The sequence below is a fragment of the Sphingosinicella sp. LHD-64 genome (assembly GCF_031157375.1).
Lineage (GTDB): Bacteria > Pseudomonadota > Alphaproteobacteria > Sphingomonadales > Sphingomonadaceae > Allosphingosinicella.
On sequence record NZ_JAVIFV010000001.1, the window covers coordinates 1,331,620 to 1,355,718 of the forward strand.

The window sequence follows — 24,099 nt, forward strand, 5'->3', positions numbered from 1 at the left end:
CTCAGTCGAACAGGCTGGAGACGGAGCTTTCATCGGCGATCCGCTTGATCGCCTCGGCGAGCAGCGGCGCGATCGTCAGGATGCGGATCTTGTCGGTGGCGTCCGCGGCCTCGTAGGCGGCGATCGAGTCGGTGATGACGAGCTCGTGCAGCACCGAGCCCTCGACCCGGGTCACCGCCGCGCCGGAGAGGACGCCGTGAGTGCAATAGGCGACCACGTCCGTCGCGCCGCCTTCCTTGAGGGCCGCGGCGGCGTTGGACAAAGTGCCGGCCGAATCGACGATATCGTCGATCAGGATGCAGAAGCGGCCCTCGACGTCGCCGATGATGTTCATCACCTCGGATTCGCCGGCCCGCTCGCGGCGCTTGTCGACGATGGCGAGCGGGGCGTTGTCGAGCCGCTTGGCGAGCGCGCGGGCGCGAACCACGCCGCCGACGTCCGGCGACACGACGGTGATCGGCTTGCCGGCGAAGCGCGCCTGGATATCCGCCGACATGACCGGAGCGCCGTAGAGATTGTCGGTCGGGATGTCGAAGAAGCCCTGGATCTGGCCGGCGTGGAGGTCGACCGAGAGGACGCGGTTGGCGCCGGCGGTGGTCAGGAGGTTGGCGACCAGCTTGGCCGAGATCGGCGTGCGCGGGCCGGGCTTCCGGTCCTGCCGGGCATAGCCGAAATAGGGCATCACCGCGGTGATCCGCTTGGCCGAGGCGCGACGCAGCGCATCGATGCAGATCAAAAGCTCCATGAGATTGTCGTTGGCGGGATAGGAGGTCGACTGGACAACGAACACGTCTTCGCCGCGGACATTCTCGTGGATCTCGACGAAAATCTCCTCGTCGGCGAAGCGGCGCACGCTCGCCTGGGTGATCGGGATTTCGAGATACTGGGCGATCGCCTGGACCAGCGGCGCGTTCGAATTGCCCGACATCAACTTCATGCGCCAAGAGCCCCGGCTGCGACAGTTTCGTGAAGCCGCACCCTTAGGCGGGCGTGGCGCGCTCGAAAAGGGTGTTGTTCGGGCCCCGGTCCCAATTAGGGTGCCGGTCATGGGGCAAACCACCTTCCGATACACTGAGGCCGATCTCATCGCGGCGAACCACGCCTTTCAGCGCACCCAGCTGCGCAGCCGTAAGGCGTTGTTCTTCGCGACGTTCATGATCATCTGGTGCGCGGGCACGGGCGCGGTGATGGCGATGCTCGATCGAAAGACGATATGGCCGTCCGCTCTGGGAGGCTTCGTGATCGGGCTCGCGGTCCTGGCCCTCATCCTGCTCGGGAACCGGCTCTATGCCGTTCGCTACGCCCGCCGCAACTTCGCCCAGCAGCGCAATCTCGCCGACGAGTACCGGATCGCCTGGGACGACCAGGGTTTTGAGAGCGTCGCCGAACGGGGCAGCTTCAGACAGGACTGGGCGGAATTCCATCGCTGGCTGGAGGATGACAGGCTGTTCATGCTCTTCCTGTCCGAGCGCTTGTATATCGGGATTCCGAAGCGGGCGTTACCGCCCGATCAGCTGATATCGCTGCGCGGACATCTCGAGCGTGCCGGACCCCCGAAGCTCTGAAAGCTTGTCGACCTGCGGGTGGGGGCCTAGGCGGGCGCGATGACCGTCGTCACCCGCTTCGCTCCCTCCCCGACCGGCCGGCTCCATGTCGGCAACATCCGGGCGGCCGTCCATAACTGGCTGTGGGCGAAGAAGAACGGCGGGCGCTTCCTGCTCCGGCTCGACGACACCGACCGGGCACGCAGCGAGGAGGCGTTCGTCGCGGCGATCCGGGCCGATCTCGCCTGGCTCGGGCTGAGGCCGGACGCGGAGGAGCGCCAGTCCGCCCGCTTCGGCCGCTACGAGGCGGCGCTCCAGCAGCTGATCGCAAGCGGGCGGGTCTATCCGGCCTATGAGACGGCGCAGGAGCTGGATCTCAGGCGCAAGGTGCTGCTCGGGCGCGGCCTGCCGCCAGTCTATGATCGCGCGGCACTGGCGCTGACCGAGGCGGAGCGGGCAAAGCTGGAGGCCGAGGGGCGCCGGCCGCACTGGCGCTTCAAGCTCGATCATGAAGCGCCGATTGTCTGGGACGACCTGATCCGGGGGCCGCAGAAGTTCGATCCGGCGCTGCTCAGCGATCCCGTCATCCGGCGCGAGGACGGGAGCTGGCTCTATATGCTGCCGAGCGTCGTCGACGACATCGACATGGCGGTGACCCATGTCGTGCGCGGCGAGGACCATGTCACCAACACCGGCCTCCAGCTCCAGATGTTCGAGGCGCTCGGCGCGACGCCCCCGGTCTTCGCGCACGAGGCGCTGCTGACCGGATCGGAAGGCAAGCTTTCCAAGCGGCTGGGGTCGCTCGGGGTCGACGCGATGCGCGAGGCGGGGGTGGAGCCGGAGGCGATGGTGTCGAAAGTGGCGCGGATCGGGACGTCGCTGCCGGTCGAGGCGTTCGTCGACGCGGGACCGCTCATCGATGGGTTCGATTTTGCGACATTCGGGCGGGCGCCGGCGCGGTTCGATATGGACGAGTTGGCGGCGCTGAGTGCGCGGATCGTGCACCAGCTGCCCTTCGAACGTGTCGCCGGGCGCCTTCCGGCGGGCATGGGTGCGGCGGACTGGGATGCGCTCCGGCCGAACCTCAAGGCCGTCGCCGAGGCAGCGGACTGGTGGGAGATCCTGCACGGCCATGTCGAGCAGGCGGCGCCCGCGGAGGACCGCGCATTTCTCGCCGAAGCGGCAGAGGCCGCAGCGGCGATCGACTGGGCGGCAGCGCCCTGGACCCAGCTCGTGGCACGGCTCAAGGACACCAGCGGGCGCGCCGGCAAGAGCCTGTTCCATCCGCTGCGCCGGGCGCTCACCGGGCGGGACAGCGGGCCGGAAATGGCGGCCCTGTTGCCGCTGATCGGCAGGGACGAGACAGTGGCGCGACTGCGGGCGGCGGCGGGCGCCTAGGTCAACGCCTGCTGCATCTGCTGCTCGTGACGCTCGGCCGGCTCGCCGGGCATGTGCTCGGCGGGCGAGCCGGTGTCGGTCACGACCTCGAAGCCGCGCATGAAGGTGCGGTGGACCGGGCATTTGTCGGCGATCTCGAGCAGCTTCGCACGCCGTTCGGGCGCGAGGCCGCCCTCCAGCACGATCAGCCGGTTGAAGCGGTCGCGCGGCGGCGCGCCCTCGGTGCCCGGCAACAGGACGTGGGCGACCTCGACGCTCAAGGGCGGCAGCTCCCACCCCTTGCGCTCGGCATAGAGGCGTAGCGTCATCGCGGTGCAGGCGGCGAGCGCGGCGGAGAGCAGCTCATAGGGCGTCGGACCCGTGCCGCCACCGCCGACCGCCTCCGGCTCGTCGGCGAGGATGACGCCGCCGCGCACTGCGATCTCCGCCTGGAAGCGGCCGAATCCGGTCGGGCGTGCGACGACTGCATTGTCCGCGGTCTCAAACTGTTTCAGGGCCATGCGGCCCTTCTCGGCCGCTAGCGCGTCGCGATCAAGGCCCCGGCGCCGACCATCGTGCCGCCGGCGGCGCGGTTCACCGCCCGGATTCGCGCCGGCGTGCGCAGCCAGCGCGCCGCGCGGCCGGCGAGCAGCGCATAAGCGCTCATGATCAGGAGGTTCACCGCAAAGACTATGGCGGCGATCACCAGCGCGTCGGCGAGGGTCAGCCGGGTCACGTCCATCAGCAGCGGCATGAGGCTGGCATGGAACAGGATCGCCTTGGGATTGCCGAGCGCGATCGCCCCGCCGAGCCAGAGCTGGCGCGACAGGCGATGCTCGCGCGCCGCCGCGTCGCCCAGCGGCTGGACCGGCGCACGCCACATCCGGATGCCGAGCCAGACGAGCCAGGCGGCACCAGCATATTTGACGAAGGCGAACAGCCAGCCGAACGCCGCGGCGGCGGCGGCGAGACCGAGGATGGCGAGGCCGACGAGGACAACGTCGCCGATCGCGACGCCAAGGCCCATGGCGAGCGCCGGACGGGCGCCCCTGACCACGCCGGTGGAGAGCACGGCGAGCATCGCCGGGCCGGGCGTGGCGGCGGCGATGAACAAGGCGACGGCGTAGGCGATCGCGGCGGTGGTTGTCATGGTGGACCTCCTGACAGAGGCGGATGGTCTAGGATCGGCGGGCGCGGCCAGCAATGCCGATGAGGACGAGATTCCGGGCGGGAGATCAAGGGGAGTTTGGGCTGGTCGGCACCCTCTCACGCCATCTTGAGCAGCAGCACCCAGGCGCAGCCGAGGATGGTGACGGCGCCGCCGGCCACGGTCAGGCGGGCCGCCCAGGCAACGAGGCGGCTCTGGGCGTCGACCGACGCGACATAGGCGGCGAGCAGGCGCTGGGCGAGCGCGACGGGATCGTCCTCGATCCCTTCCGGCGAGAATTCCTCGCCGATCATGATCGCGCGCACGCAGAGCAGCGACGAGGCCGCGAGCAGGATCACGCCGAGGCCGATCAGCACGACCTCGAACGGCTGGTTCGCCGCATCGAGGCTCAGGGGCGCGCCGGGCGAGGCGGTGAGCGGGTTGATGCCGGCGGTAATGAGCAGCGCATCGAAGGCGAGCAGGGCGCCGATCCGGACCGACAGGTCGAGATCCTTGTGCTGCGCATAAGCGAGATCGGCCATGAAGCCGGGATCGGGCGCGCCGCGATGGATCGCCTGGAAAGCGCGGAGCATCGACCGGGCGGAAGCGGGGCGCAGGCGGCGGAACGGCATGACCCGATCATGCCATCGGTGCGCCGCGACGGCGAGAGGGGATGTGCGTCAGCTCCCCGGCGTGCTGAAGCGGGCGAATTGCGGGAGCGCGGGATTGGCCGCCTCCCAGGAGAGGCGCTCCCTGGTCCAGATTTCCTTGGACGGCGGGCAGGCCTCGGGGTCATCGAGCGAAGCGGTGGTGACATCGAACAGGCCGGGGCGGTTGGCGCGGGTGTAACTGAGCGACGTGCCGCAGCGGGCGCAGAAGCCGCGTTCGACGCCGGGCGACGATTCGTAGATGGCGAGCGTGCCGGCGACGATCTCGACCGCCTCCTCCGGGAAGATCGCCCAGGCGAGCGACGGTCCGCCGGTCGCCCGACGGCAGGAGTCGCAATGGCAGAGCGAGGTGGCGTTGGGAGCACCGGTGGCGCGGTAGCGGACGGCGCCGCAGAGGCAGCCACCGGTAAGGATTGTCGAGGCGTCGGGTGATTGGGTCATGCCCGCTTGTGCCACAGCCGTGTCGGCGCGGCGAGGCGGGGTTCATCTCAACACCGTTCGGGCTGAGCTTGTCGAAGCTTTGCCCTTTTCCCCTGCACCAGCAAGAAAGGCAGCCCTTCGACAAGCTCAGGGCGAACGGAGTTTGTGACGAGCGCGGTCAACCCCGCGGCACCTCGATCGTCGGCCCCAGATTGGCGACGACCTCGCGGGCGTTGAAGTCGCGGCGGCCCTGACGCTGGCCGTCATACATCAGGATCTCGGCGACCGCCTCGAAGCTCTGGACGGTGCGCACGTCGATATTGTCGGCCCAGAAGGGATCGCCGAACCAGGGGTCCCAGCGCCGCCAGCCCCAGGCGCCGCGATAGCGCCAGGACGGGCGCCACCAGCCATAGGGGCCGCCCGGGAACGGATCGCGGTAGACGCGGGTCTCGACATTGCGATCGGTGACGCGGTCGACAATGGTGAAGCCGTCATGGCCCTGTTCCAGCGTCAGCTCGGCAGCGCGGAACAGGAGGTAGGTCTCGACCCGCTGGCGCGAGGTGAGGCTGTTGCCGGCGAAGCTCACCTGCCAGCGGTTGCGGGCGATCCGCTGCTCGGCAAAGCCCCCGGAGGAGCGCGCGCCGGGCGCACCGATCGGCTGATAGGGTGTGGGCGTGGCGCAGGCGGCGACGAGCAGTGCGGCGGCGAGCGCGGACGCGCGGAAGATGCGAGCCATGACGGCCTCCTTCCCGTAAAGCGACTGGGTCCTGAAGACATCAACACTTTCGGGCCGCCGCCGTTCCGGCACGGCTGATCGGGAGGCAGACCAGTGGACGACGGCATCGTCATCGAGAGCGCGCTCTTCCTGTGGACGCCCGAGCCGCCGGCGACGGCATCCTGGCATTTCATCCGGGTGACCGGCGGCGCCGCGGATCAGGTGCGCGCGGCAGCGATGGAGGCGCGGGCGGCGGGCCTGGCGCGGGGCTTCGGATCGGTGCGCGTCGCGGCGACGATCGGCGGCATGGCCTTCCACACCTCGCTCTTCCCGCACCGCGAGACCGGCGGCTACCTGCTGCCGGTCAAGGCCGAGGTCCGGCGGCGCGAGGGGATCGTGGCCGGGGAGACGGTGCGGGTGCGCCTCCGCATCGTCTGAGCGCCCGCACTCAGGGCTGCAGGAAGGCGATGAAATAGAGGGCGACGGCGGCGAGGCCGAGCAGGGTGCGCAAGGCGTGGAGACTGCCCCAGCGGGCGAGCAAGACGCGCGTCTCCGGGCCGGCGGCCTCGATGTCGGTCGCCTTGAGACGACGGTTGGCCGGCATGATGACGAGCAATGTCAGCGGGATGTTCGCGCCGATCGCCAGCGCGCCGGCGAGCAGCCAGGGATCGCCGAGCGTCCACCAGGTCCAAGCCCCGAGCAGGAAGGAGAGCAGGGCGAGGCCGGCCTGGAGCGGCGCCGCGCGGGCATAGCTCGGCTGCCACTGGGCCAGCGCGGCGGGTTCGGCGAGGCGCATGCGGGCCGGATGCTCGGCGACGCTGACATAGAGGGCGCCGCCGGCGAACAGGGCGGCAGTGACGAGGGCAAGAAGGGCGGTGAACATGGCGGCGTCCTTTGCGGGCCCTTTCCGGGGCGAAACGAGAACGCACGACGGGCGCGGACGGATGCGCTAGCGAGAAACGATTCAGTCCACGAGGGGATCCTCCCCGGCGCGGAGCCGGGGAGGAGACCGGCCTTATTCCGGCACCACCGTCACGGCGCGACGATTCTGCGCCCAGGCGCTCTCGTTCGCGCCTTCGACCGCCGGGCGCTCCTTGCCCCAGCTGATCGTCTGCATCCGGTTCGCCGCGACGCCGCGCGACTGGAGATAGTCACGGGCCGCATTGGCGCGGCGGTCGCCGAGCGCGAGATTGTATTCGCGGGTGCCGCGCTCGTCGGCATGGCCCTCGATGGTGACTCGGGTATTCTGGTTGCGGTTCAGCCATTCGGCCTGCGCGTCGAGCGTGCTGCGCGCCGCCGCGTCGATCGAATAGGAATCGAGCGCGAAGAAGACCCGGTCGGACGGCACGTTCTGCAGGAAGTCGGCGCGCGAGCCCGGGACGACGGTGGTGCCGACGCCGGTGTCCTGGGTGGCGTCCTCCGGCGTGGTCGAGCTCGGCGGCTCGGGCGGCAGCTCCTGGGTGCGGCGGGCGCAGCCCGCGGTCAGCGTGAGAGCGGCGGCGATGGCGATGAGGCCCGTCGTTCGCATCTTCATGATTGTCTCCTTTTCGTTCGTCGTGAAACTCGTGTCAGTCGCGTAACGGCGACCAGGCCGGATCGGATCCACCCAAAGGCGTCGGCACCCGCCGCGTCGTCCCGGAAGCGACGTCGACATACCAGAGCTGGCCGGCGCCGAGGCCGCGGGTGAACATGATCGCGCGGCCGTTGGGCGCCCAGCTCGGCCCCTCGGCGCCGCCGCTGGTCAGGATGCGCCCGGCGCCGCCGCTCGGGGGCATCACGCCGATCGCGAAGCTGCCGGTGCGGGTGAAGGCGATGAGGTCGCCGCGCGGGCTCCACACCGGCGTCGCATAGCCGCCGCCCCCGAAGCTGATCCGGCGCTGGTTCGAGCCGTTGGCGTTCATGACGTAGAGCTGCTGCGTGCCGCTGCGGTCGCTTTCGAACACGATCTGGCTGCCGTCCGGCGAGTAGGAGCCGCCGGTGTCGATGCCGGGCGCGTTGGTGAGCCGCTGCGGCGTGCCGCCCCCGACCGGGATCCGGTAGATGTCGGTGTTCCCGTTCATCGCCATCGAGAAGATGATGTAGCGGCTATCCGGCGAGTAGCGCGGCGCGAAGGTCATGTGCGGCTGCTGGACGAGCGGCCGGGTCTGCCCGGAATCGAGCTCGTAGAGCATGACGCGCGGCCGGTCGCCCTCATAGGTCATGAAGGTGATCGTTTGCTGGTTCGGCGCGAAGCGCGGGGTCAGCACGGTAAACTGGCCGTTTGTGAGGAAGCGGTGGTTGGCGCCGTCATAGTCCATGATGGCGAGGCGCTTGATCCGCCGCCGCGCGGGGCCGGTTTCCGAAACATAGACGATGCGGGTGTCGAAATAGGCGCCCTCGCCGGTCAGGCGCGAATAGATCGTGTCGGCGCAGCGGTGCGCGGCGCGGCGCCAGTCACGCGGATTGACCACATATCCCTGCCTGGCGAGTTCGCTCCGCGCCGAGACGTCGTAGAGGTAGCAGCCGACGGTGATCGAGCCGTTGCCGTTGGCCTGGACGAAGCCCTGGACGAGATTCTGCGCGCCGGTCGTCTGGAAATAGCCGAAATCGGGCGCGGTCACCTGCGGATAGGCGACCGGCCTCAGGCCATTGGGGCCGATCGGGGTGAACAGGCCGGAATTGCGCAAATCTGTGGAGACGATCTCGGCGACCTGGCGGCCGAGCGCCTGGGTGTTGCCGGCCGGCGTGTCGGCGGGGGCCGGGGTGGGCATGTAGGGGACGGCGATCGGCAGCGCGGCGCGGCGGCCGCCGGTCACGTCGACGACGAGCTGCCCGTCCTCGCCGACCTGATCCTGGCCCTGCTGGGCCGGAGGCGGCGGCGGCGGGGTCTGGGCGAAGGCGGCGGCGCCGAGGACCAGGCTCCAGGCGGCGGCGATGATCAGGGGGATACGCACGGGTCAGCTCCTCATCCTGGCAGGCGGTAGTTCATGGTGAAATTGCTCCAGCCGCGCGGCACGTCATACAGCTCCTGCGGCAGGCCGCGCAGCGGCGAGCAGCCGGTGAAGGCGGCGATGGCGAGGTCGGCGACGCGATCGGCGTAGCGGCGGTTCTCGTCGTCCACGCCGGACTGGCGGCCGACGCGCGGGCGGGCGGCGAGCGAGCCGTCGCGATTGAGGCGAAGATTGACCTGGGTGACGATCCGCTCGGCGCCGGGCCCGGGATAGACCTGCCGGTCGGCGCAGGGCTGGATCTGGCGCTGGATCGCCTGGCCGATGCTGGCCGCGGCGGCGGCGCTCATCGTTGCGGCGGGCGCGGCGTTCTGCGTCCGCGCGCGCGAAGGATCGCGGCCGAGATTGCTGAGATCGAGATCGGCGAGGCGCGGCGCGCGGCTGCGATGGCCGTCGCGGTTGCGCGCCTCCTCGGGCCGGCGGCGGTCGCGCGGGTCGGTCTGGGCGGTGCGCTGCTTCGGCTGGGCGCGCTGGGGCGAGGGCGACGCCTCGCGCGGGGTGGGAGCGGGGGCGGGTGGCGCCGGGGCGGGCGCGGCCTCCTCGGCCGGGCCGAGATCGGGCGCCGAAGCCGCGGCGGGCGGCTCGGCGGCAGGGGTGGGCGACGCCGATTCGAGCGCGACCTCGTCGACGAAGGACACTTCGACCGCGTCGGAGATCGGCGGCGGGCTGCCGGCGGCGAACAGGCCGAAAGTGAGCGCGGCGAGCAGGGCCGCATGGCCCACCACCGCGACGCCCAGGCCGGTTGCCTCCGCGCGCTCCATCCTAGCGCGCCTCGTCCTGCGCGGTGCTGACCATCGCCATCCGCCTAAGGCCGGCGCGGTTGATCTCGCCCATCACCTGCATGACCCGGCCATATTCCAGGCTGGTGTCGGCGCGCAGGAAGATGCGGGGGCCGCCCTCCTCGGAGGAGCCGGCCGCGATCGACTGGAGCCGCGGCCCCAGTTCCTCCATTCCCACCGGCGTGTCGTCGACGAAGATCGCGCCGGTCCGGTCGATCGAGATCGACACCGGCTCGTTGTCCTGATCGAGCGGCGCCGCCTTGCTGTCCGGCAGGTCGACCTGGACGCCGGTGGCGAGCAGCGGCGCGGTCACCATGAAGATGATCAGCAGCACCAGCATCACGTCGACCATCGGCGTGACGTTGATCTCCGCCATCGGCGCGCGGCGCCCGCGCCGGCCGGGACCGAGGATGGGGCCCATGGCCATCAGCGCCTCCCCTCCCTTCCAGGGAGGGGATTGAGGGGTGGGTGCGAGCGAAGCGAGCCTTTCGGCGGGCACGGCGTTTGGAGCGCCTGCGGCGCTACCCACCCCCGGCCCCTCCCTTGCAGGGAGGGGAGGATATGGGTCACCATCCTCATCCCTCCATCTCCAGTTCCCGGCTGAGCGTGCCGTGGAAGCCGTCGGCGAAGCGCTGGAGCCTGGCCTCGGCACGGTTCACGGCATAGCTGAACCGGTTGTAGGCGATAACCGCCGGGATCGCCGCGAACAGGCCGAGCGCGGTCGCGAACAGCGCCTCGGCGATGCCCGGCGCGACGACGGCGAGGCTGGTGCTCTGCTGCCCGGCGATGTCGGTGAAGCTGCGCATGATGCCCCAGACCGTGCCGAACAGGCCGACGAACGGCGCGACCGAGCCGACGGTGGCGAGGATGTTCAGCCGGTTCGCCAGCTTGTCCGTCTCGGCGCCCACAGCGGAATGGAGCGCGATGGCGAGGCGCGAGCGCGTCCCCTCCTTGTCGACGGCGCGCCCGGCGGTGGACCGGCGCCACTCGGCGATGCCGGCGGCGAGGATCCTCGCGGCGGGCAACTCGCCCTTGCCGCGGCTCTCGTAGAAGCTGTCGATGTCCTCGGATTTCCAGAAATCGCGCTCGAACCGCTCGTTCTCCTTGCCGAGCCGGCGCATCTTCAGCCACTGGCCGATGATGATCGCCCAGGTCCAGATGCTCGCCACGAGCAGGCCCACCATCACCGTCTTCACGACGATGTCGGCCTGCATGAACAGCGCCACCGGCGACATCACGTCGCCCGAAACTGCCAGATGCGTCACTCGACTCCTTCCCCTTTCAGCCGCTCGAACCGTTCCACCCACGCACGCGGCTGGCGCGCCGGACGGCCGCGCTTCAGGAAAGCGGCCGTAATCTCGGCGTCGGCCAAAAGTTCCCGCCCGCGCATGACTCGTTGATGAATGAGGCAGGAGGCGGCCCGCACCGCGCGCACCACGCTCAGCACCCGGAGATCTTCGTCCAGCCGCGCCGAGGCGCGATAGCGGATGTGGGCCTCGGCGACGACATAGACGCCCTCCCCCGCCTCCAGCGTCGCGCGCTGGTCGATGCCCGCGGCGCGCAGCATGTCCGAGCGCGCTCTTTCCATGAATTTCAGATAGTTGGCATAATAGACGATGCCGGCCGTGTCGGTGTCCTCGAAATAGACCCGCAGCGCGAAATGGTGGGTGCCGCCCATCCAGGCGCCGGCATAGGGCTGATCGATCGGGTCCGTCACGTCCGAGGCTCTATCGGGGGGTGACTCAGTGTCCAACCCCCACAGGGCAGGGCGGGACGAACCGAGCCTTCCGCGCGATAGGTGAGGGTCCAGACCCGCTATCCATGAGGTCGTGACAGGGCTTGGCCGGGATGCATGGCAAGGAGGAGGACCGTGAAAAGCGGGCTGTGCAGCCCGCTTGAGCGGTCCGACGCCGCCAGGCGCCCGGAAAAGCCCTGCCCCGAAGGGGTGGGACGCATGGATAGCGGGTCTGGACCCTAACGCCGGGCGAAGGCGGCGGCCTGCGCGCCCACCAGCCGGACGAGGTCGCCCTGCGCCACCGCCATGTCGATGAGGTGGGTGCCCCAGCCCGGATTGCGCTGCCCGAGCAGATAGACGTCGCCCGGTATCCGGTCGGTCCGCGCGTCGGCCGGATCGGCATTCACGGTGAGCGCGAGATAGCCGACCTGTCCGCTATGGACGCAATTGCCGGAGACCAGGCCTTCGGTGTGCAGGAACTGCGCCGGCGGCGGGCCGGTGCGCGACCAGGTAATCGGCTCGGCGCCCGGCTGCAGCGGCGCCGCGGTGAACCAGTAGGAGTCGAGCCGGCCGGTGCCACCTCCGAGGTTGGCGGGGTTGGTGCAGGCCGCCGTCATGCCCGGCCGCACGGCGCGGCCGAACATCGATCCGTCCGGCGGCGGCGCATCGGCGCGGAAGGTCATGTAGCTCACCACGCAGCCGGTCTGGCCGGCGCGGGTGCAGAGCGGGGTCTGGCGGAAGGTCCCCCCGGTCGTCTGCCCCTCCGGCACCTCGACTGCCCAGCCGAGCAGGATCGCCGACACCATCTGCGCGGCCGCCGGCTTACCCTCGATCTCCTGCGCGATCAGGCCCTGGAGGTGGATCATGCCCTGGCTGTGGCCGATCAGGACATAGGGCCGGCCGCGATTGTAGTGCGCCATGTAGTGGCGCCAGGCGGCGAGCACGTCGCGATAGGCGAGCGCCATCACCGGGGCGACATCGGTGCCCTGCGCCATCGCGAAGATGCTGGCGAGCGTCGCCTGGCGGTAGAGCGGCGCATAGGTCTTGCAGACGCTGCCGAAGCGCGCGAGCTGCACCGCGGCGGCGGCCTGCTCCTCCGGCCCGGGATTCATGTCGCTGTTCAGCGTGCTGTCGCGCGACAGGGTCGGATAGACGTAGAAGCAGTCGATCGGCGGATCGGCCGCCGGCGCGCTCCGCGTCACCGGCCCGTAGCCGGCCGGCGTGAGGTCGGCCACCTGCTGCGGCGCGCCGCAGGCGTCGGCGCGGCCGGGCAGGCAGAGCCAGCTCGCCTGATTGGCATAGTCGACCTGTGCCGGCGCCTCGGCCGGCGCCTGCGCCGCGGCAGGGACGGCGAGACCCAGAGCCAGAACGGCGAGCAGCGTCTTCATCGGCACTCCTTCACTTCGCATCGAACAGGCCGGCCTGGCCGGTGCTGGGCTGGGGCAGGCCGAGATGGGTCCAGCCGGGGCCATTCAGCATCCGCCCCCGGGCGGTGCGGGCAATGAGACCCAGCTGGATGAGGTAGGGCTCGATCACTTCCTCGATCGTGTCGCGCGGCTCGCTGAGGCCGGCGGCGAGCGTCTCCACGCCGACCGGGCCACCGCGATAGATGTCGGCGATCATGTGGAGGTAGCGGCGGTCCATCGCGTCGAGGCCGAGATGGTCCACCTCCATCCGGTTGAGCGCGGCATCGGCGACCTTCGCGTCGACCTCGCCGTCGCCTGCGGCCTGGGCGAAGTCGCGCACCCGGCGGAGCAGCCGCCCGGCGATCCGCGGCGTGCCGCGCGAGCGGCGCGCGACCTCCTTCGCTCCGTCCCCGGTGAGGTGAAGCCCGAGCAGCCGCGCCGCACGGCGCACGACCTGCTCCAGCTCGTCCACGGTGTAGAAGTTGAGCCGCACCGGAATGCCGAAGCGGTCGCGCAGCGGCGTCGTGATCAGCCCCTGCCGGGTCGTCGCCCCCACCAGGGTGAATTTGGGGAGGTCGATCCGGACCGAGCGGGCTGACGGCCCCTCGCCGATCATCAGGTCCAGCACCCGGTCCTCCATCGCTGGATAGAGGATTTCCTCGACCGCCGGCGCGAGCCGGTGGATCTCGTCGATGAACAGGACGTCGCCGTCCTCGAGATTGGTCAGCAAGGCGGCGAGATCGCCCGACTTGGCGATCACCGGCCCGGAGGTGGCGCGAAAGCCGACGCCGAGCTCGCGCGCGATGATCTGCGCCAGCGTCGTCTTGCCCAGCCCCGGCGGGCCGAAGAAGAGGACGTGGTCGAGCGCGTCGCCGCGGGCCTTGGCAGCCGCGATGAACACGCGCAGATTCTCCCGCGCCGCCTTCTGTCCGACGAACTCGTCCAACGACTTCGGACGCAGGGCGGCGTCCAGGTCCTCCGGGCGGCGTTCGGGGGTAGTGAGGCGGTCCTGGTCCACGCCCTTTGCTTTAGGGGCCAGATTCAGGGCGGGCAACGGTCGTGACGGCGCGGATTTCCGCGCTATGCTCGGCCATGGCCGGGATCACCCATGCCCAGATCGAGCCGACGACGCGCTGCAACTTCACCTGCGGCTTCTGCGCCGGCCGCGCGATGGCGCAGGGCGACCTCGACTGGAACGACTTCACCCGCTTCCTCGACATCCATCCGGACCTCGCCCATGTCGAGTTGCAGGGCGAAGGCGAGCCGATGTTGCATCCACGCTTCTTCGACATGGTCGATGCCTGCCGGGCGCGCGGCATCCGGGTCGGCCTCATCACCAACGGCAGCCTGCTGGGCGAGGAACGGGTCGCGCGGCTGCTCGGTGCCGGCCTCACGTCGATCCACGTTTCGATGGAAAGCAGCGACCCGGGTCAATTCGAGGCGATCCGCGGCGGCAGGTTCGCCAAGGTGTGCGAAGGCTTGGTCCGGCTCATCGACTCCCGCCGCGCCCTCGGGCTGGAGCAGCCGGTGATCGGCCTTGCCGTCACCGTGCTGCGCGACACGCTGGCGGCGGTCGACGGCATCTGTCGCCTTTATGACGCGCTCGGGCTCGACGGCGGCATCGTCGCCCAGCCGCTTCAGACCATGCCCGCCTACCGGCGCCATTATCGCGCGGGGATCGCCGCCCAGATGCTGCCGGCATCGCTGATGCCGCACTTTGCCGAGCTGCGCCGCACCCTCGCCCGTCGCGCGCCGGTCCGGCGGACGGAGGACTTCTTCTATTTCTCGCTGTTCGCCGGCTTCGACGGCAGCTCTTGCCCGTGGCTGGAGCGCGGCGCCTATCTTGCGCAGGACGGCCGTGTCACCGGCTGCTGCTTCATGAAGGACGACGCGCTCGGGCCGCTGACCGCGCCGGATGCCGTCGCGGCGCGGCGCGCGGCCTTGCGCGCCGCGCTGAACGCCGGCGAGGTGCCGGACGCCTGCCGGGGCTGCTCCACGGCCGCCGCGGTGGCCGTCCGTCATCGCCCTTGAGCCCCGGCCATTCCCGTATTACCGTTCCAACACAGCAAGGGGGCAGACCAGATGGACCGTCGCAGCTTTCTCCTCGCCGCCGGCGCCGCGGGCGCCACCCTCGCCTTTCCGGTCGCGGCGCAGGACGCCCCGGCCCGGCCGCGCGGCGCCCGATCGATCTATGTCGACGCGCAGGGCGCGCCCGACGGATTCGACGAGCCGGAACCCGGCCGCTACGTGCCGAACCAGCGGCTGATCGACGCGATGCGCGCGCGCCGCATCGACCTGATCAGCGCCACCGTCGCGCCGGTCGGCAATGGCGACCACCGCTTCCGCGAATCGACCGAGGCGATCGCCAGCTGGGACCGGATCATCGCCGCCAACGCCAGCCTGCTGCACAAGATCGAAAGCGCGGCCGACATCCGGGCGGCCCACAATGCCGGCAAGCTCGCCATCCTCTACAATTTCCAGGACACGGTCGCGCTCGAAGGCGATGCGTCGCGGGTCGATACCTTCGCGACGCTCGGCGTGAAGCAGATCCAGCTCACCTACAACAAGCGCAACCTGGCCGGCGACGGCTGCTTGGAGGGCGCCAATGCCGGCCTCTCCGATTTCGGCCGCGAGGTGATCGCCAGGATCAATACCGCCAAGGTGCTGCTCGATCTCAGCCATGCCGGGCAGCGCACCCAGGCTGAGGGCATCGCAGCGAGCAGCGCGCCGCCGGCGATCACCCACAGCGGCTGCCGGGCGCTGGCCGATCTTCCCCGCAACACCCACGACGCCGAAATGCGCGCGCTCGCCGGGAAGGGCGGCGTGTTCGGCGTCTACCTGATGCCCTTCCTGCGCACGAGCGGCCAGCCGGGCACCGAGGATCTGCTGAGGCATGTCGAGCATGCGGTGAACGTGTGCGGCGAAGACCATGTCGGGATCGGTACCGACAACCCGTTCCTGGGCTATGAGATCAACGACGAGACGCGCGCGCAGCAGCGGCGTTTCTTCGAGGACCGGCAGCGCCGCGGCATCGCGGCCCCCGGTGAGGCGGCGGACGTGCTCAACCTGGTCGAAGGCTATAACAGCGCCGACCGGTACGACCGGATCGGCGCGGATCTTCGCCGCCGCGGCTGGAGCACGGCGCGGGTCGAGAAGGTGCTCGGCGGCAATTTCGTCCGGCTGTTCGGCGAAGTCTGGGGCGGCTAGTTAGCTCCCCCTTCTCGTTGGTCGTCATTGCGAGCGCTGCGAAGCAATCCAGTACGATCTTGGAAGACCCCACTGGATTGCTTCGTCGCTTCGCTCCTCGCAATGACGAGCAGTAGTCAAGGCGACGGTGCATCAGCCCACCGGGAGGTCAGAAGCTCACCTCCACGCCGGCCGTCACGCGCCGCGGGCGGATGATGTTGCCATTGTCCTGCGCATAGGTCGCGCCCGGCGCCAGCAGCACCGCATCGGTCGTGTCGAACAGGTTGGAGGCGGCCACGAACAGCCGCGCCGGGCCGGTCTGCCAGGCGATCTGGGCATTGGCGATCAGATAGGGATCGGTGCGGCCCCGGGCGTTGTTGAACGCGTCGGAATAATAGGCGTCGGTGTAGCGCAGATCGAAGGACAGCTCGAGCGGCGCGACCGGCTGGGCGAACAGGCCGGCGTTCAGCGTGAAGGCCGGCGCGCGCGGCAGATCGTTCCCCTCGACGCCCGGCTCGGCATAGCGGTTGACCCTGGTCTTGAGGAGGCCCGCATTGGCGAAGAGCGTCAGGCCGTCCAGCGCACGAAAGCGGGTCTCGATCTCGGCGCCGTAGGTGGTCGCCCGTTCGGCATTGCGGATGACGTAGGAGAAGATCGCCGGATCGGGATTGATGTCGAAGGGCAGCTGCAGCCCGGCATAGTCGTTGAAAAAGACATTGGCGCGCAGGTTCAACCGGCCGCCGGCGAGCGACGCACGGACGAAGCCTTCGTAATTGGTCACCGTCTCCTTGTCGTAGGTATAGCTCGGGAACGGCGGCTCGAAGCTGAAGCCGGCGCCGCCGGCATTGTAGCCGCGTCCGACGGTGGCGCCGACCGTTACCCGGTCGCTCGCCTGCACGGCGACGGTGATGCGCGGCAGGAAGGCTTCGAAGGTGCGGTGGAAATCGATGACGAACGGGCCGGCGCCGCCGGTGCGGTCGCGCTCCTCGGATTCGTAGCGGGCGCCGAGAGTCACGTCGAGAATCGGCGTCGCGCGGACGCGCACCTCGCCGAACACCGCGTTCGTCTCGGTGCTGTCGTCGAAGACGCCGTCGAACAGGTCGATCTCCTCGTCCTGGCTTGCGCGGTAGATCAGGCCAGCGATGAAGCCGGAGACCCTATCGTCGCCCGACCCGAAGCGCAGCCGTGGCTCGGCGGTATATTCGCGGCCGTCGATGAGCGCGTTGCCGCCGCCGAGCTGGGCGAAACGCTGGATGCGGAAGTCCGAGACGGTGCCGAGGAAGGCCAAGGTGAAGAGGTCGGAAATCCGCAATTCGGTGTCGGCGATCGCCACATTGGCACGGGTGCGGAAGCGCGGCATCGGCGGGAAGGAGGCGACATGGTCCTCGAACGGACGGACGAGGCCGGCATCCTGCGGCGCGAAAGAGTCGTTGTGCGAGACCGTGAGCAGCGCGCGCACGTCCGGCGAGGGCGTGAACAGGAGCTTGCCGCGCAGGGTCAGGGAGCGCGAGAGTTCCGGGTCTTCGATCTCGCGCGTCTCGATCGACAAGCCGGTGCGGCGGGCGGTGAACAGCGCGAAGTCGATGAACGAGCGATCGGTGCGCCAGTCGGCGGCGACGCGGAAGGCGAGCATGTCCGGCACGATCGGGCCGCCGACGGCGCCGGAGATCTGGCGGGTGCGTTGCTCGCCGATCAGCGCGCGCGCCCGGCCGCTCCAATCGAAGCCGGGATCCGCGGTCTTGACCGCGACCACCCCGCCGATCGCGTTGCGCCCCTGCAGCGTCGATTGCGGGCCGCGATAGACCTCGATTTGCTGGAGGTCCCAGAGCAGGCCGTCGATATAGATCGTCTCGTTGAAGCTCAGCGTCCGGTTGTCGACCTGGAAGTTCACGCGCGGCCGGGTGCCGCCGAAGAAGGCGTCGCCGCCGATCGCCGGGCCGGTGCCGTCGATGCCGCGGATCGCCGGCGCGGTGCTCGACGGCCGGGTGGTGACGAGGTTAGGGGTGCGGCCGATCACGTCGTCGGTGCTGTAGGCGCCACCGAGACGGTCGACGTCGGCCTGGGTCGCGACCGACACGCTGGCGGCGGTCTGCGCGAGGGTTCGGTCGGTCCGCTCTGCAGTGACGACGATCTCGTCGCCCGCGCCGTCGGCGATCAGGGCATGAGTAGGCGCTGCCAGGGCCGCCAGGCTCGCGCCGGCAAGCATCGTCGTTCGCAGAATCATCATTCCCCCTTTTCCGCTGGTTCTTGCTCAGGGGGCCTTATTGAGAATGAAATTCAGGTGCAACAGCTTTGGATCGGAGCCTGGGAAATGTCCGATATGCCGGTGCGCTCGCAAGATGCGAAGCCTGGCAGTTGTGCAAGCGGACACAAAGGTGGCCGCTGCCAAAGAAGAGGGCCGGAAGCGTCGCTCCCGGCCCAGGTAGATGATTTCTTCGGTCAGTTCCTGGACGGGCTAGGGAACCGCCCAGGAAAAAGACCGCATTTGAACGAACGCCGACCCCTAGAAGCGGAAGGCGGCCGAGATGAAGAAGTCGCGACCAAGCACGTCATAGGTGCCCGGCCAGGTGTTCCCCTGCTGGGCGTTGGCACCCATGATCGGCGGCTTCTTATCGAACAGGTTGTTCACGCCCGCGGTCATCGACAGATTGTCGTTGACGTCGAACGAGAAGGCGAGATCGAAATAATCGAACGCCGGGATGCGCTCGGTCACGCGGACCGCGGCGGCGTCGTCGTCGACCGCGCTCACATGACGCCAGCGGAGGCTGGCGGTAAGCGGCCCGTCGATCCAGGTCAGGCGGGTCGCCCACTTCCAGACCGGGGTCGGCTCGCCGCAGGTCGAGCCGAACGCGCCGGCGCATACGTTGACCGTATCGAGACCGACGACCGGAATGAAGTCGCTGGTGTTCGTCCACGTGCCGAGGAAGCTGAACGCAAGGCGCGAACTGCCGGAGCCAAGCGCGCTGAAGCCCAGCGGCAGGCTGTAGTCGACGCCGAGGTCGATGCCGTCCGTGAGCAGCGCACCGAGGTTGGCATTGTTCGCCCGGACGACGAACTGGCCGCCGGAGATGACGCCGTTCAGCGGGTTGCGGATGATCGCCTGGCAGAGCGGATTGGCGGCATCCTGGATGGTGAGGTAGCACAGGTTCAGAATGTTGGCGACGCCGCCGGCCGCCGCCGCGATCGCATTGCGCACCTCGATGTCGAAATAGTCGATCGTGATGTTGAGCCGCGGAATGAACCTCGGCCGGATCACCGCACCGACCGTCCAGGTATCGGAGACTTCTTCCTGAAGGTTCGGGTTGCCGCCGAACGTTCCCTGGATCTGGGGATTCGGCTGCAGGGCGGTGGTGAACACCGCTGACGCCGGCACGCCCGTGGCTTGGCACAAGGCCCGAATGGTCGCCGCATCGGATCGGCCGGCGTTGGCCGGCACGGCGCACGGATCGGTCGCCTGCGGGAAGCCGATCGACTGGCCACCGAACAGCTCGCCGACGTTCGGGGCGCGCACCGCACGCTGATATTGACCGCGGAAGGTGATGTCGCGGATCGGCGCCAGCTCGACACCGCCCGCATAGGTCCAAACGCCGCCGACATTGTCCAGCGAATAGTCGGAATAACGACCGGCGCCGCTGAGCTCCAGGCGATGGATGAAATTGTCCTGGATGATCGGGACGCGAAGCTCGGCGAACACTTCCTTCACGTCATAGGATCCCAAGGTCGGGCTGCCGGCGTTGAAGCCGACCACGTCGCCCGAGGCCAGGGCCGTATCCGGGATGAACTGGCCGCGCATGCTGCGCCACTCGACACCGGCCGCGAACGCCACCGGATCGGTCGCGGTGCCGAAGGTGAAGAGCGGTCCGGAGATGCTCGCCTGAGCAACCTGGAGCGTCGAGATTTCGGTGTTCTGCGCGACGATGGTGATGTTCGCGATGCACTGCGAGCTGAGCTGCCCGAAGCCGAATACGTTGCAGGTGCCGTTCGCGACGTTGTTGTAGAAGGCCCGGCGCGAAATATTGCCTTCCTGGATGTTGGAGTTCCGGTTGCGCGCATACAGATAGTAGACGTCGTAGGTCAGCGAGTCGGTGATGTTCCCGCGTGTACCAACCAGGGCCCGCCAGGAGTTGCGCTCGAAATCGGCGTTGCGCGAACCGACCTGGGTCACGCGCTGGTTGACCTCGATGCGAGCAAACCCGGGCTGAAGCGCCCCCACGTTGACCAGGCTGCCACCGGTGTTGAAGGTGAAGGCACCGAACGGCAAGGCGACACCGGCGGCCGCAGCGGCAGCATTGGCCGCCAACTGGTTGGTCGAAATCGTCGCGAGCGCGGTGCGGTCGGCCGGCGAGAGGAACGGCGCGACGGCGGCCAGGTTGACGTCGACCGTCTGCGTGATCGGCGTCGCCGCCAGCTCGTTGGCAACGGTGTTGTTGACGAAGGCGACCTCGGTATAGATGTTGATGTCGTCGGTCACGGCATATTCGCCGTAGCCGCCCAGCATCCAGCGCTCCTGCGGAACCATTAGGTAGTTCTCAGGCGCGTAGTTCCACGCATCGACGTTGTTGACGTACGGCCGGCTGACCGCCGGGGTCGCAAAGAAAGCGCCGAGGCCCTGATAGTTGGTCCCTTCGGCGATCGGCCGACATCCGGCATTACGTGGAGGCTGCCCTGCGCCGCCGCAGCTCGCACCCGGGCCGACCGCAACCGTTCCCGGAACGGCGATACGGCCGAACGGCGTGTTGGCCGAGCCTGCCGGCACGAGCGTGCCAGCCGCCGCGCCCGTCCCTTCGCCAAGCGCGAAGAAGGACCAGTCGCGATCGGCCTGCATGATCTGGCCGCGATTGTAATATTCGCCGAACACCGCGACGTGGCCGCGACCGTCGGCGAACTGGGTGCCCATCGCGATATAGGCGTTGTAACGACGGCCGTCGCCTTCCTCGGTGATGTTGTACTGCGCGCCGGCAATCAGACCGTCGAGATCCTGGCGCAGGCGGAAGTTGACGACGCCGGCGAGCGCGTCCGAGCCGTAGACCGCCGAGGCACCGCCGGTGACCACGTCGACGCTGTCGATCAGGAACTGCGGGATCGTGTTGAGGTCGACCGTCTGGGTCGGCGAGAAGAACACCCAGCGCCGGCCGTTGACCAGCACCAGGGTGCGCTGCGAGCCGAGACCGCGCAGGTTCAGCGTCGCGAAACCGCCGCCCGGATTGTTCGAGAAGGAGGTCGTGCCCGGGATCACCTGCGGCAGGGTGTTGATCACCTGCTCGACGTTGACCGCACCGGACAGCTGGAACTCCTCGCTGTTCACCACCGCCAGCGGGCTGGCGGACGTGAGGTCGCGCCGGGCGATGCGCGAACCGGTGATGACGATCGCCTCGCCGGTGTCAGACTCGCCAGTCGCAACGGTCGTCTGATTGTCCTGCGCCTGTGCGGGCGCGGCGACGACAAGCGCCGCCGTGCTGAGCAGGGCGGCGTGAAAAGCGCTCTTCGACGTAATCAAGGTCATTCTTACCCCCTTGGGTTGCAATAGGTCCCCACCCCCGCCGCTTTGCGGTCGGGAGCATCTGGCGGCCTTTTCTCGAATAGATTCTCGCGCCAGTTGGATGAGGCGGCGTAACAGGAAGCCCCAGGCTCCACGATTTGTCGAAGGTTATTGGGGGAGCTAACTTTGGACAGATTTCCCGCGATGGCGTCTTAGACAAGGAACTAGGCGCGCCATCCGCAAGCACACGAATATGTCGCTGGCGTTGCAGCGCTGCAACAGATCATCAGGTGCTTCCGATCAATCCTTGATAAGCCGATCGTTGTTCTCGCGGACCAGGATCGCGAGCTCGGTCCGATTGGTGACCTGGAGCTTCTCGTAAATACGGTTGAGATAGACTTTGATCGTTCCCTCGGTCAGCCCGAGTTGGGCAGCGATGTCGCGGTTGCGCAAGCCTTGCGCCACAAGTGCGACGATCGTGCCTTCTCGCGGGCTGAGCGTCGAGAAGCTGTTGGGCGTGGCCATGCTTTCACGCAATTTGAGATCCAGCGCCTGCTGAACGAGGCCCGGTTCAAGCCAGCGCCCGCCACGCGCCACCTCGTCCAGGCATGAGAGCAAATGGCTATGTGCATTTTCTTTCAGGACGATGCCTTCCACGCCAAGCTCGACCGCGTCGAGCAGCTTGCGATCGCTGAGATCGGCCGTCAGCAACACGACCGGTCTGCGGTCTCCTCTTTGGCGCAGTGCGCGCAGGACTTCGATGCCGCTCAGCTCGGGCATGCGCTCGTCCAGAACCAGGATATCCGGCCTCTTCTCGTCGACGAGCTTGAGGGCGCTCGCGCCGTCGCGCGCACTGCCAACGATGTCGTACGGGGTGTCTTTGAGAACCGCCTCGACACCCGACAGGATGATGGGGTGGTCATCCGCGATGAGGATACGTGTCATGCCGCGCGACCGATCGGTAGGGAAATCGTGATCTGAGAACCCGCGGTGCTGGAGACGAGCGCCATATGCCCGCCAAGGGCGCGGACGCGCTCGCTGAGCGACCAGGGCGCCTTGCCGCCACGCTCGGTGGCGAAGTGACCATCTCCAGGGAAGCCCGAGCCGTCATCGGTCACGACGAGTTCCATTGCATCGTCATTGCTGTCCACCCGAATGGCGACATTGCTCGCTTTGCCATGCCGGACCGCGTTCGCGACCGCCTCCCGAATCAGTTGATGGCAATCACGCTCGAGCAGCGCCGATGTCTCGAGACCCGGCGGGCAGTGATCGATGCTGCATGCGACATCCCATTGCCGCGACATACGTGCCGCAAGGTCGCGAAGACCCTGATGGAGATCGGCCGTGCAGTCAGGGCCGCGGCCACGCAGCTGCTCGATGAGCGCTCGCAGGTCGCGCTGTTCGGCAACGAGATCTGTCTGGAGGATGCTGATTTCCTCGTCGATGTTTCCGCCCTTCAACACCGACCTCTTGACTCCTTCCAACCGGAATGTCGTGCCCGCCAACAGCTGAAGCACGCTGTCGTGCAGGTCGCGTGACAGCGACAGACGAACACGGACCGAAGCCGCCTCCTCAAGCAAGGCCATCGCGGAGGCGCGCTCGAACGCCGCCGAGATTTCCTCGCCGAGACTCTCACCTTGGGCGATGTCGTCCGAGCAGAGACCAGGTACGTCGAGCGCGAAGATCACGCCACCATAGCCGCTGGAGGCCACCGGTACCGCAAGGCCGCTGGTCAGGCGATAATGCTCGATGAATTTGCTCTCCAACGTGGTCGCCAGCGCCAGCAAATGTCTGCGACGCCCATCGCATCGAAGAATCCAGCCATGATCGACGTCGAACAGAAAGGCGTCGCCCTTCAACTTGCCGTCGACAAGTGGACCGAAAACGTCGGGACCATGCCGCGCCTCGCCGAACCTCCCGTCTTCCAGGAAAACGACATCGGTTCCCGGTTCTTCATTGCTCCACCAGGCCAGGATCACCCGCTTGGCGCCGGTATAGGCCGCAACGAATGCGGCGACTTCCCGGACTGGAGGGGCTGCGCTCGACGGATCGGAGAGCCTGCTCTGCTCGAACCGCGGCATACGGGGGCGCAACTGGTTGAGCCCGAACCAGATCAGGATGAATGACAGCACCACCAGGAAGATGCTGCGGAAGAAGAATCTCCGCGCACTGAAATCCGCTGCATCCCAGATGAGCCCTGCCGCGCTCGCCGCGAAGAACAGCACGATCAGCACTGCCGCGGTGACGGCGGTCTCGCGCCAGCCCCAGCGCAGCGCGGCCGACATGATGATGAAGACGAAGATCGGGAAGAACGGGTTGGCATAGCCTTCGGTCAGGAAGACCAGTGCCGCAAAAAGGGCCAGATCGACGATCAACGCAGGGAGCGCGAGCCGTGTCTCCAGCCGCCAGTCATTCCAGGTGACCAGGAGAAAGACGAATGCCGCGACGAGATAGCTCGCGAGCATCGGATAGCCGAACTCGGGGTGACGGAGCGGCTGGCTGGGATCGAGCCAGATCCCGACCGGAAAGGCCGCAGCCAGCACGAGGCGGCTGAGCGAGATGACTCGCCCCGAGCGATGCTGGAACGTCTGCTGGATCATGTCGCCCCCGCGGCCAGCGTATTTCCGGAAGGAAAATACGCTAGTTCGATCTCGCC

The 24,099-nt window shown here is 68.4% G+C and carries 24 protein-coding genes; 5 read left to right on the plus strand and 19 right to left on the minus strand.

Annotated features, from left to right (window positions below; all coding sequences use genetic code 11):
• Position 1: 1 nt before the first annotated feature.
• Entirely contained in the window at positions 2-937 is a 936-nt protein-coding gene (locus tag RCO27_RS06460) for a ribose-phosphate pyrophosphokinase (protein ID WP_309001808.1), read from the minus strand.
• A 109-nt stretch (positions 938-1,046) separates the two neighbouring features.
• Here RCO27_RS06460 and RCO27_RS06465 point away from each other — a divergent pair, with 109 nt between their 5' ends.
• Entirely contained in the window at positions 1,047-1,565 is a 519-nt protein-coding gene (locus RCO27_RS06465; RefSeq protein WP_309001809.1) for a YcxB family protein, read from the plus strand.
• A gap of 39 nt (positions 1,566-1,604) precedes the next feature.
• The gene (gene gltX / locus RCO27_RS06470; RefSeq protein ID WP_309001810.1) at positions 1,605-2,942 is read left to right on the plus strand and encodes a glutamate--tRNA ligase; all 1,338 of its coding nucleotides are present in this window, start codon (positions 1,605-1,607) and stop codon (positions 2,940-2,942) included.
• On the opposite strand, the gene RCO27_RS06475 is transcribed toward gltX, so the two are convergent.
• From RCO27_RS06475 to RCO27_RS06495, 5 genes are all read right to left on the minus strand, one after another.
• Positions 2,939-3,442, minus strand: a complete 504-nt coding sequence (locus tag RCO27_RS06475) for an OsmC family protein (RefSeq protein ID WP_309001811.1) — start codon at positions 3,440-3,442, stop codon at positions 2,939-2,941. The genes gltX and RCO27_RS06475 overlap by 4 nt on opposite strands.
• Positions 3,443-3,459: 17 nt before the next feature.
• The gene (locus tag RCO27_RS06480) at positions 3,460-4,071 is read right to left on the minus strand and encodes a LysE family translocator (protein WP_309001812.1); all 612 of its coding nucleotides are present in this window, start codon (positions 4,069-4,071) and stop codon (positions 3,460-3,462) included.
• Positions 4,072-4,187: 116 nt separating this feature from the next.
• Positions 4,188-4,700 carry a hypothetical protein gene (locus RCO27_RS06485; protein WP_309001813.1) on the minus strand — a complete coding sequence of 171 codons (513 nt, stop codon included), beginning with the start codon at positions 4,698-4,700 and terminating at the stop codon, positions 4,188-4,190.
• 48 nt (positions 4,701-4,748) lie between these two features.
• Positions 4,749-5,177, minus strand: a complete 429-nt coding sequence (locus RCO27_RS06490) for a GFA family protein (RefSeq protein WP_309001814.1) — start codon at positions 5,175-5,177, stop codon at positions 4,749-4,751.
• Positions 5,178-5,334: 157 nt separating this feature from the next.
• Complete coding sequence (locus tag RCO27_RS06495) at positions 5,335-5,892, minus strand: hypothetical protein (RefSeq protein WP_309001815.1); 558 nt, start codon at positions 5,890-5,892, stop codon at positions 5,335-5,337.
• Between the two features lie 93 nt (positions 5,893-5,985).
• On the opposite strand from RCO27_RS06495, the gene RCO27_RS06500 reads away from it, so the two are divergent.
• Complete coding sequence (locus tag RCO27_RS06500; RefSeq protein ID WP_309001816.1) at positions 5,986-6,309, plus strand: DUF1905 domain-containing protein; 324 nt, start codon at positions 5,986-5,988, stop codon at positions 6,307-6,309.
• Between the two features lie 10 nt (positions 6,310-6,319).
• Here the strand turns inward: RCO27_RS06500 and RCO27_RS06505 are convergent, their stop codons facing one another.
• The 9 genes from RCO27_RS06505 to ruvB form a co-directional block, all read right to left on the minus strand.
• On the minus strand, positions 6,320-6,754 hold the full coding sequence (locus tag RCO27_RS06505) for a DUF1772 domain-containing protein (protein ID WP_309001817.1): 435 nt from the start codon (positions 6,752-6,754) through the stop codon (positions 6,320-6,322).
• A 132-nt stretch (positions 6,755-6,886) separates the two neighbouring features.
• Complete coding sequence (gene pal / locus RCO27_RS06510) at positions 6,887-7,405, minus strand: peptidoglycan-associated lipoprotein Pal (RefSeq protein ID WP_309001818.1); 519 nt, start codon at positions 7,403-7,405, stop codon at positions 6,887-6,889.
• 34 nt (positions 7,406-7,439) lie between these two features.
• The gene (gene tolB, locus RCO27_RS06515) at positions 7,440-8,804 is read right to left on the minus strand and encodes a Tol-Pal system beta propeller repeat protein TolB (protein WP_309001819.1); all 1,365 of its coding nucleotides are present in this window, start codon (positions 8,802-8,804) and stop codon (positions 7,440-7,442) included.
• Positions 8,805-8,815: 11 nt separating this feature from the next.
• Positions 8,816-9,619, minus strand: coding sequence for a cell envelope biogenesis protein TolA (locus RCO27_RS06520; protein ID WP_309001820.1), 804 nt, complete (start codon positions 9,617-9,619; stop codon positions 8,816-8,818).
• A gap of 1 nt (position 9,620) precedes the next feature.
• Positions 9,621-10,064: a biopolymer transporter ExbD gene (locus RCO27_RS06525; protein ID WP_309001821.1), complete on the minus strand. Its 444-nt coding sequence runs from the start codon at positions 10,062-10,064 to the stop codon at positions 9,621-9,623.
• A gap of 148 nt (positions 10,065-10,212) precedes the next feature.
• Positions 10,213-10,872, minus strand: coding sequence for a protein TolQ (gene tolQ / locus RCO27_RS06530; RefSeq protein ID WP_309001925.1), 660 nt, complete (start codon positions 10,870-10,872; stop codon positions 10,213-10,215).
• A 26-nt stretch (positions 10,873-10,898) separates the two neighbouring features.
• Positions 10,899-11,315, minus strand: coding sequence for a YbgC/FadM family acyl-CoA thioesterase (locus RCO27_RS06535; protein ID WP_309001926.1), 417 nt, complete (start codon positions 11,313-11,315; stop codon positions 10,899-10,901).
• A gap of 296 nt (positions 11,316-11,611) precedes the next feature.
• The gene (locus tag RCO27_RS06540; RefSeq protein WP_309001822.1) at positions 11,612-12,760 is read right to left on the minus strand and encodes a DUF3089 domain-containing protein; all 1,149 of its coding nucleotides are present in this window, start codon (positions 12,758-12,760) and stop codon (positions 11,612-11,614) included.
• Positions 12,761-12,770: 10 nt separating this feature from the next.
• Positions 12,771-13,796: a Holliday junction branch migration DNA helicase RuvB gene (gene ruvB / locus RCO27_RS06545; RefSeq protein ID WP_309001823.1), complete on the minus strand. Its 1,026-nt coding sequence runs from the start codon at positions 13,794-13,796 to the stop codon at positions 12,771-12,773.
• Between the two features lie 74 nt (positions 13,797-13,870).
• Between ruvB and RCO27_RS06550 the strand changes: the two genes are divergently transcribed.
• Positions 13,871-14,809, plus strand: a complete 939-nt coding sequence (locus tag RCO27_RS06550; protein WP_309001824.1) for a radical SAM protein — start codon at positions 13,871-13,873, stop codon at positions 14,807-14,809.
• Between the two features lie 51 nt (positions 14,810-14,860).
• Positions 14,861-15,985, plus strand: coding sequence for a membrane dipeptidase (locus tag RCO27_RS06555; protein WP_309001825.1), 1,125 nt, complete (start codon positions 14,861-14,863; stop codon positions 15,983-15,985).
• 148 nt (positions 15,986-16,133) lie between these two features.
• On the opposite strand, the gene RCO27_RS06560 is transcribed toward RCO27_RS06555, so the two are convergent.
• The 4 genes from RCO27_RS06560 to RCO27_RS06575 all read right to left on the minus strand — a co-directional run bounded on the left by RCO27_RS06560 (position 16,134) and on the right by RCO27_RS06575 (position 24,043).
• The gene (locus RCO27_RS06560; RefSeq protein ID WP_309001826.1) at positions 16,134-18,191 is read right to left on the minus strand and encodes a TonB-dependent receptor domain-containing protein; all 2,058 of its coding nucleotides are present in this window, start codon (positions 18,189-18,191) and stop codon (positions 16,134-16,136) included.
• Positions 18,192-18,467: 276 nt separating this feature from the next.
• Positions 18,468-21,467: a TonB-dependent receptor domain-containing protein gene (locus RCO27_RS06565; protein WP_309001827.1), complete on the minus strand. Its 3,000-nt coding sequence runs from the start codon at positions 21,465-21,467 to the stop codon at positions 18,468-18,470.
• Between the two features lie 276 nt (positions 21,468-21,743).
• Positions 21,744-22,388 (minus strand): response regulator transcription factor, encoded by a 645-nt coding sequence (locus RCO27_RS06570; protein ID WP_309001828.1) that lies wholly within the window; start codon positions 22,386-22,388, stop codon positions 21,744-21,746.
• The gene (locus RCO27_RS06575) at positions 22,385-24,043 is read right to left on the minus strand and encodes an ATP-binding protein (protein ID WP_309001829.1); all 1,659 of its coding nucleotides are present in this window, start codon (positions 24,041-24,043) and stop codon (positions 22,385-22,387) included. The genes RCO27_RS06570 and RCO27_RS06575 overlap by 4 nt, the downstream gene beginning before the upstream one ends.
• Positions 24,044-24,099: the final 56 nt, after the last annotated feature.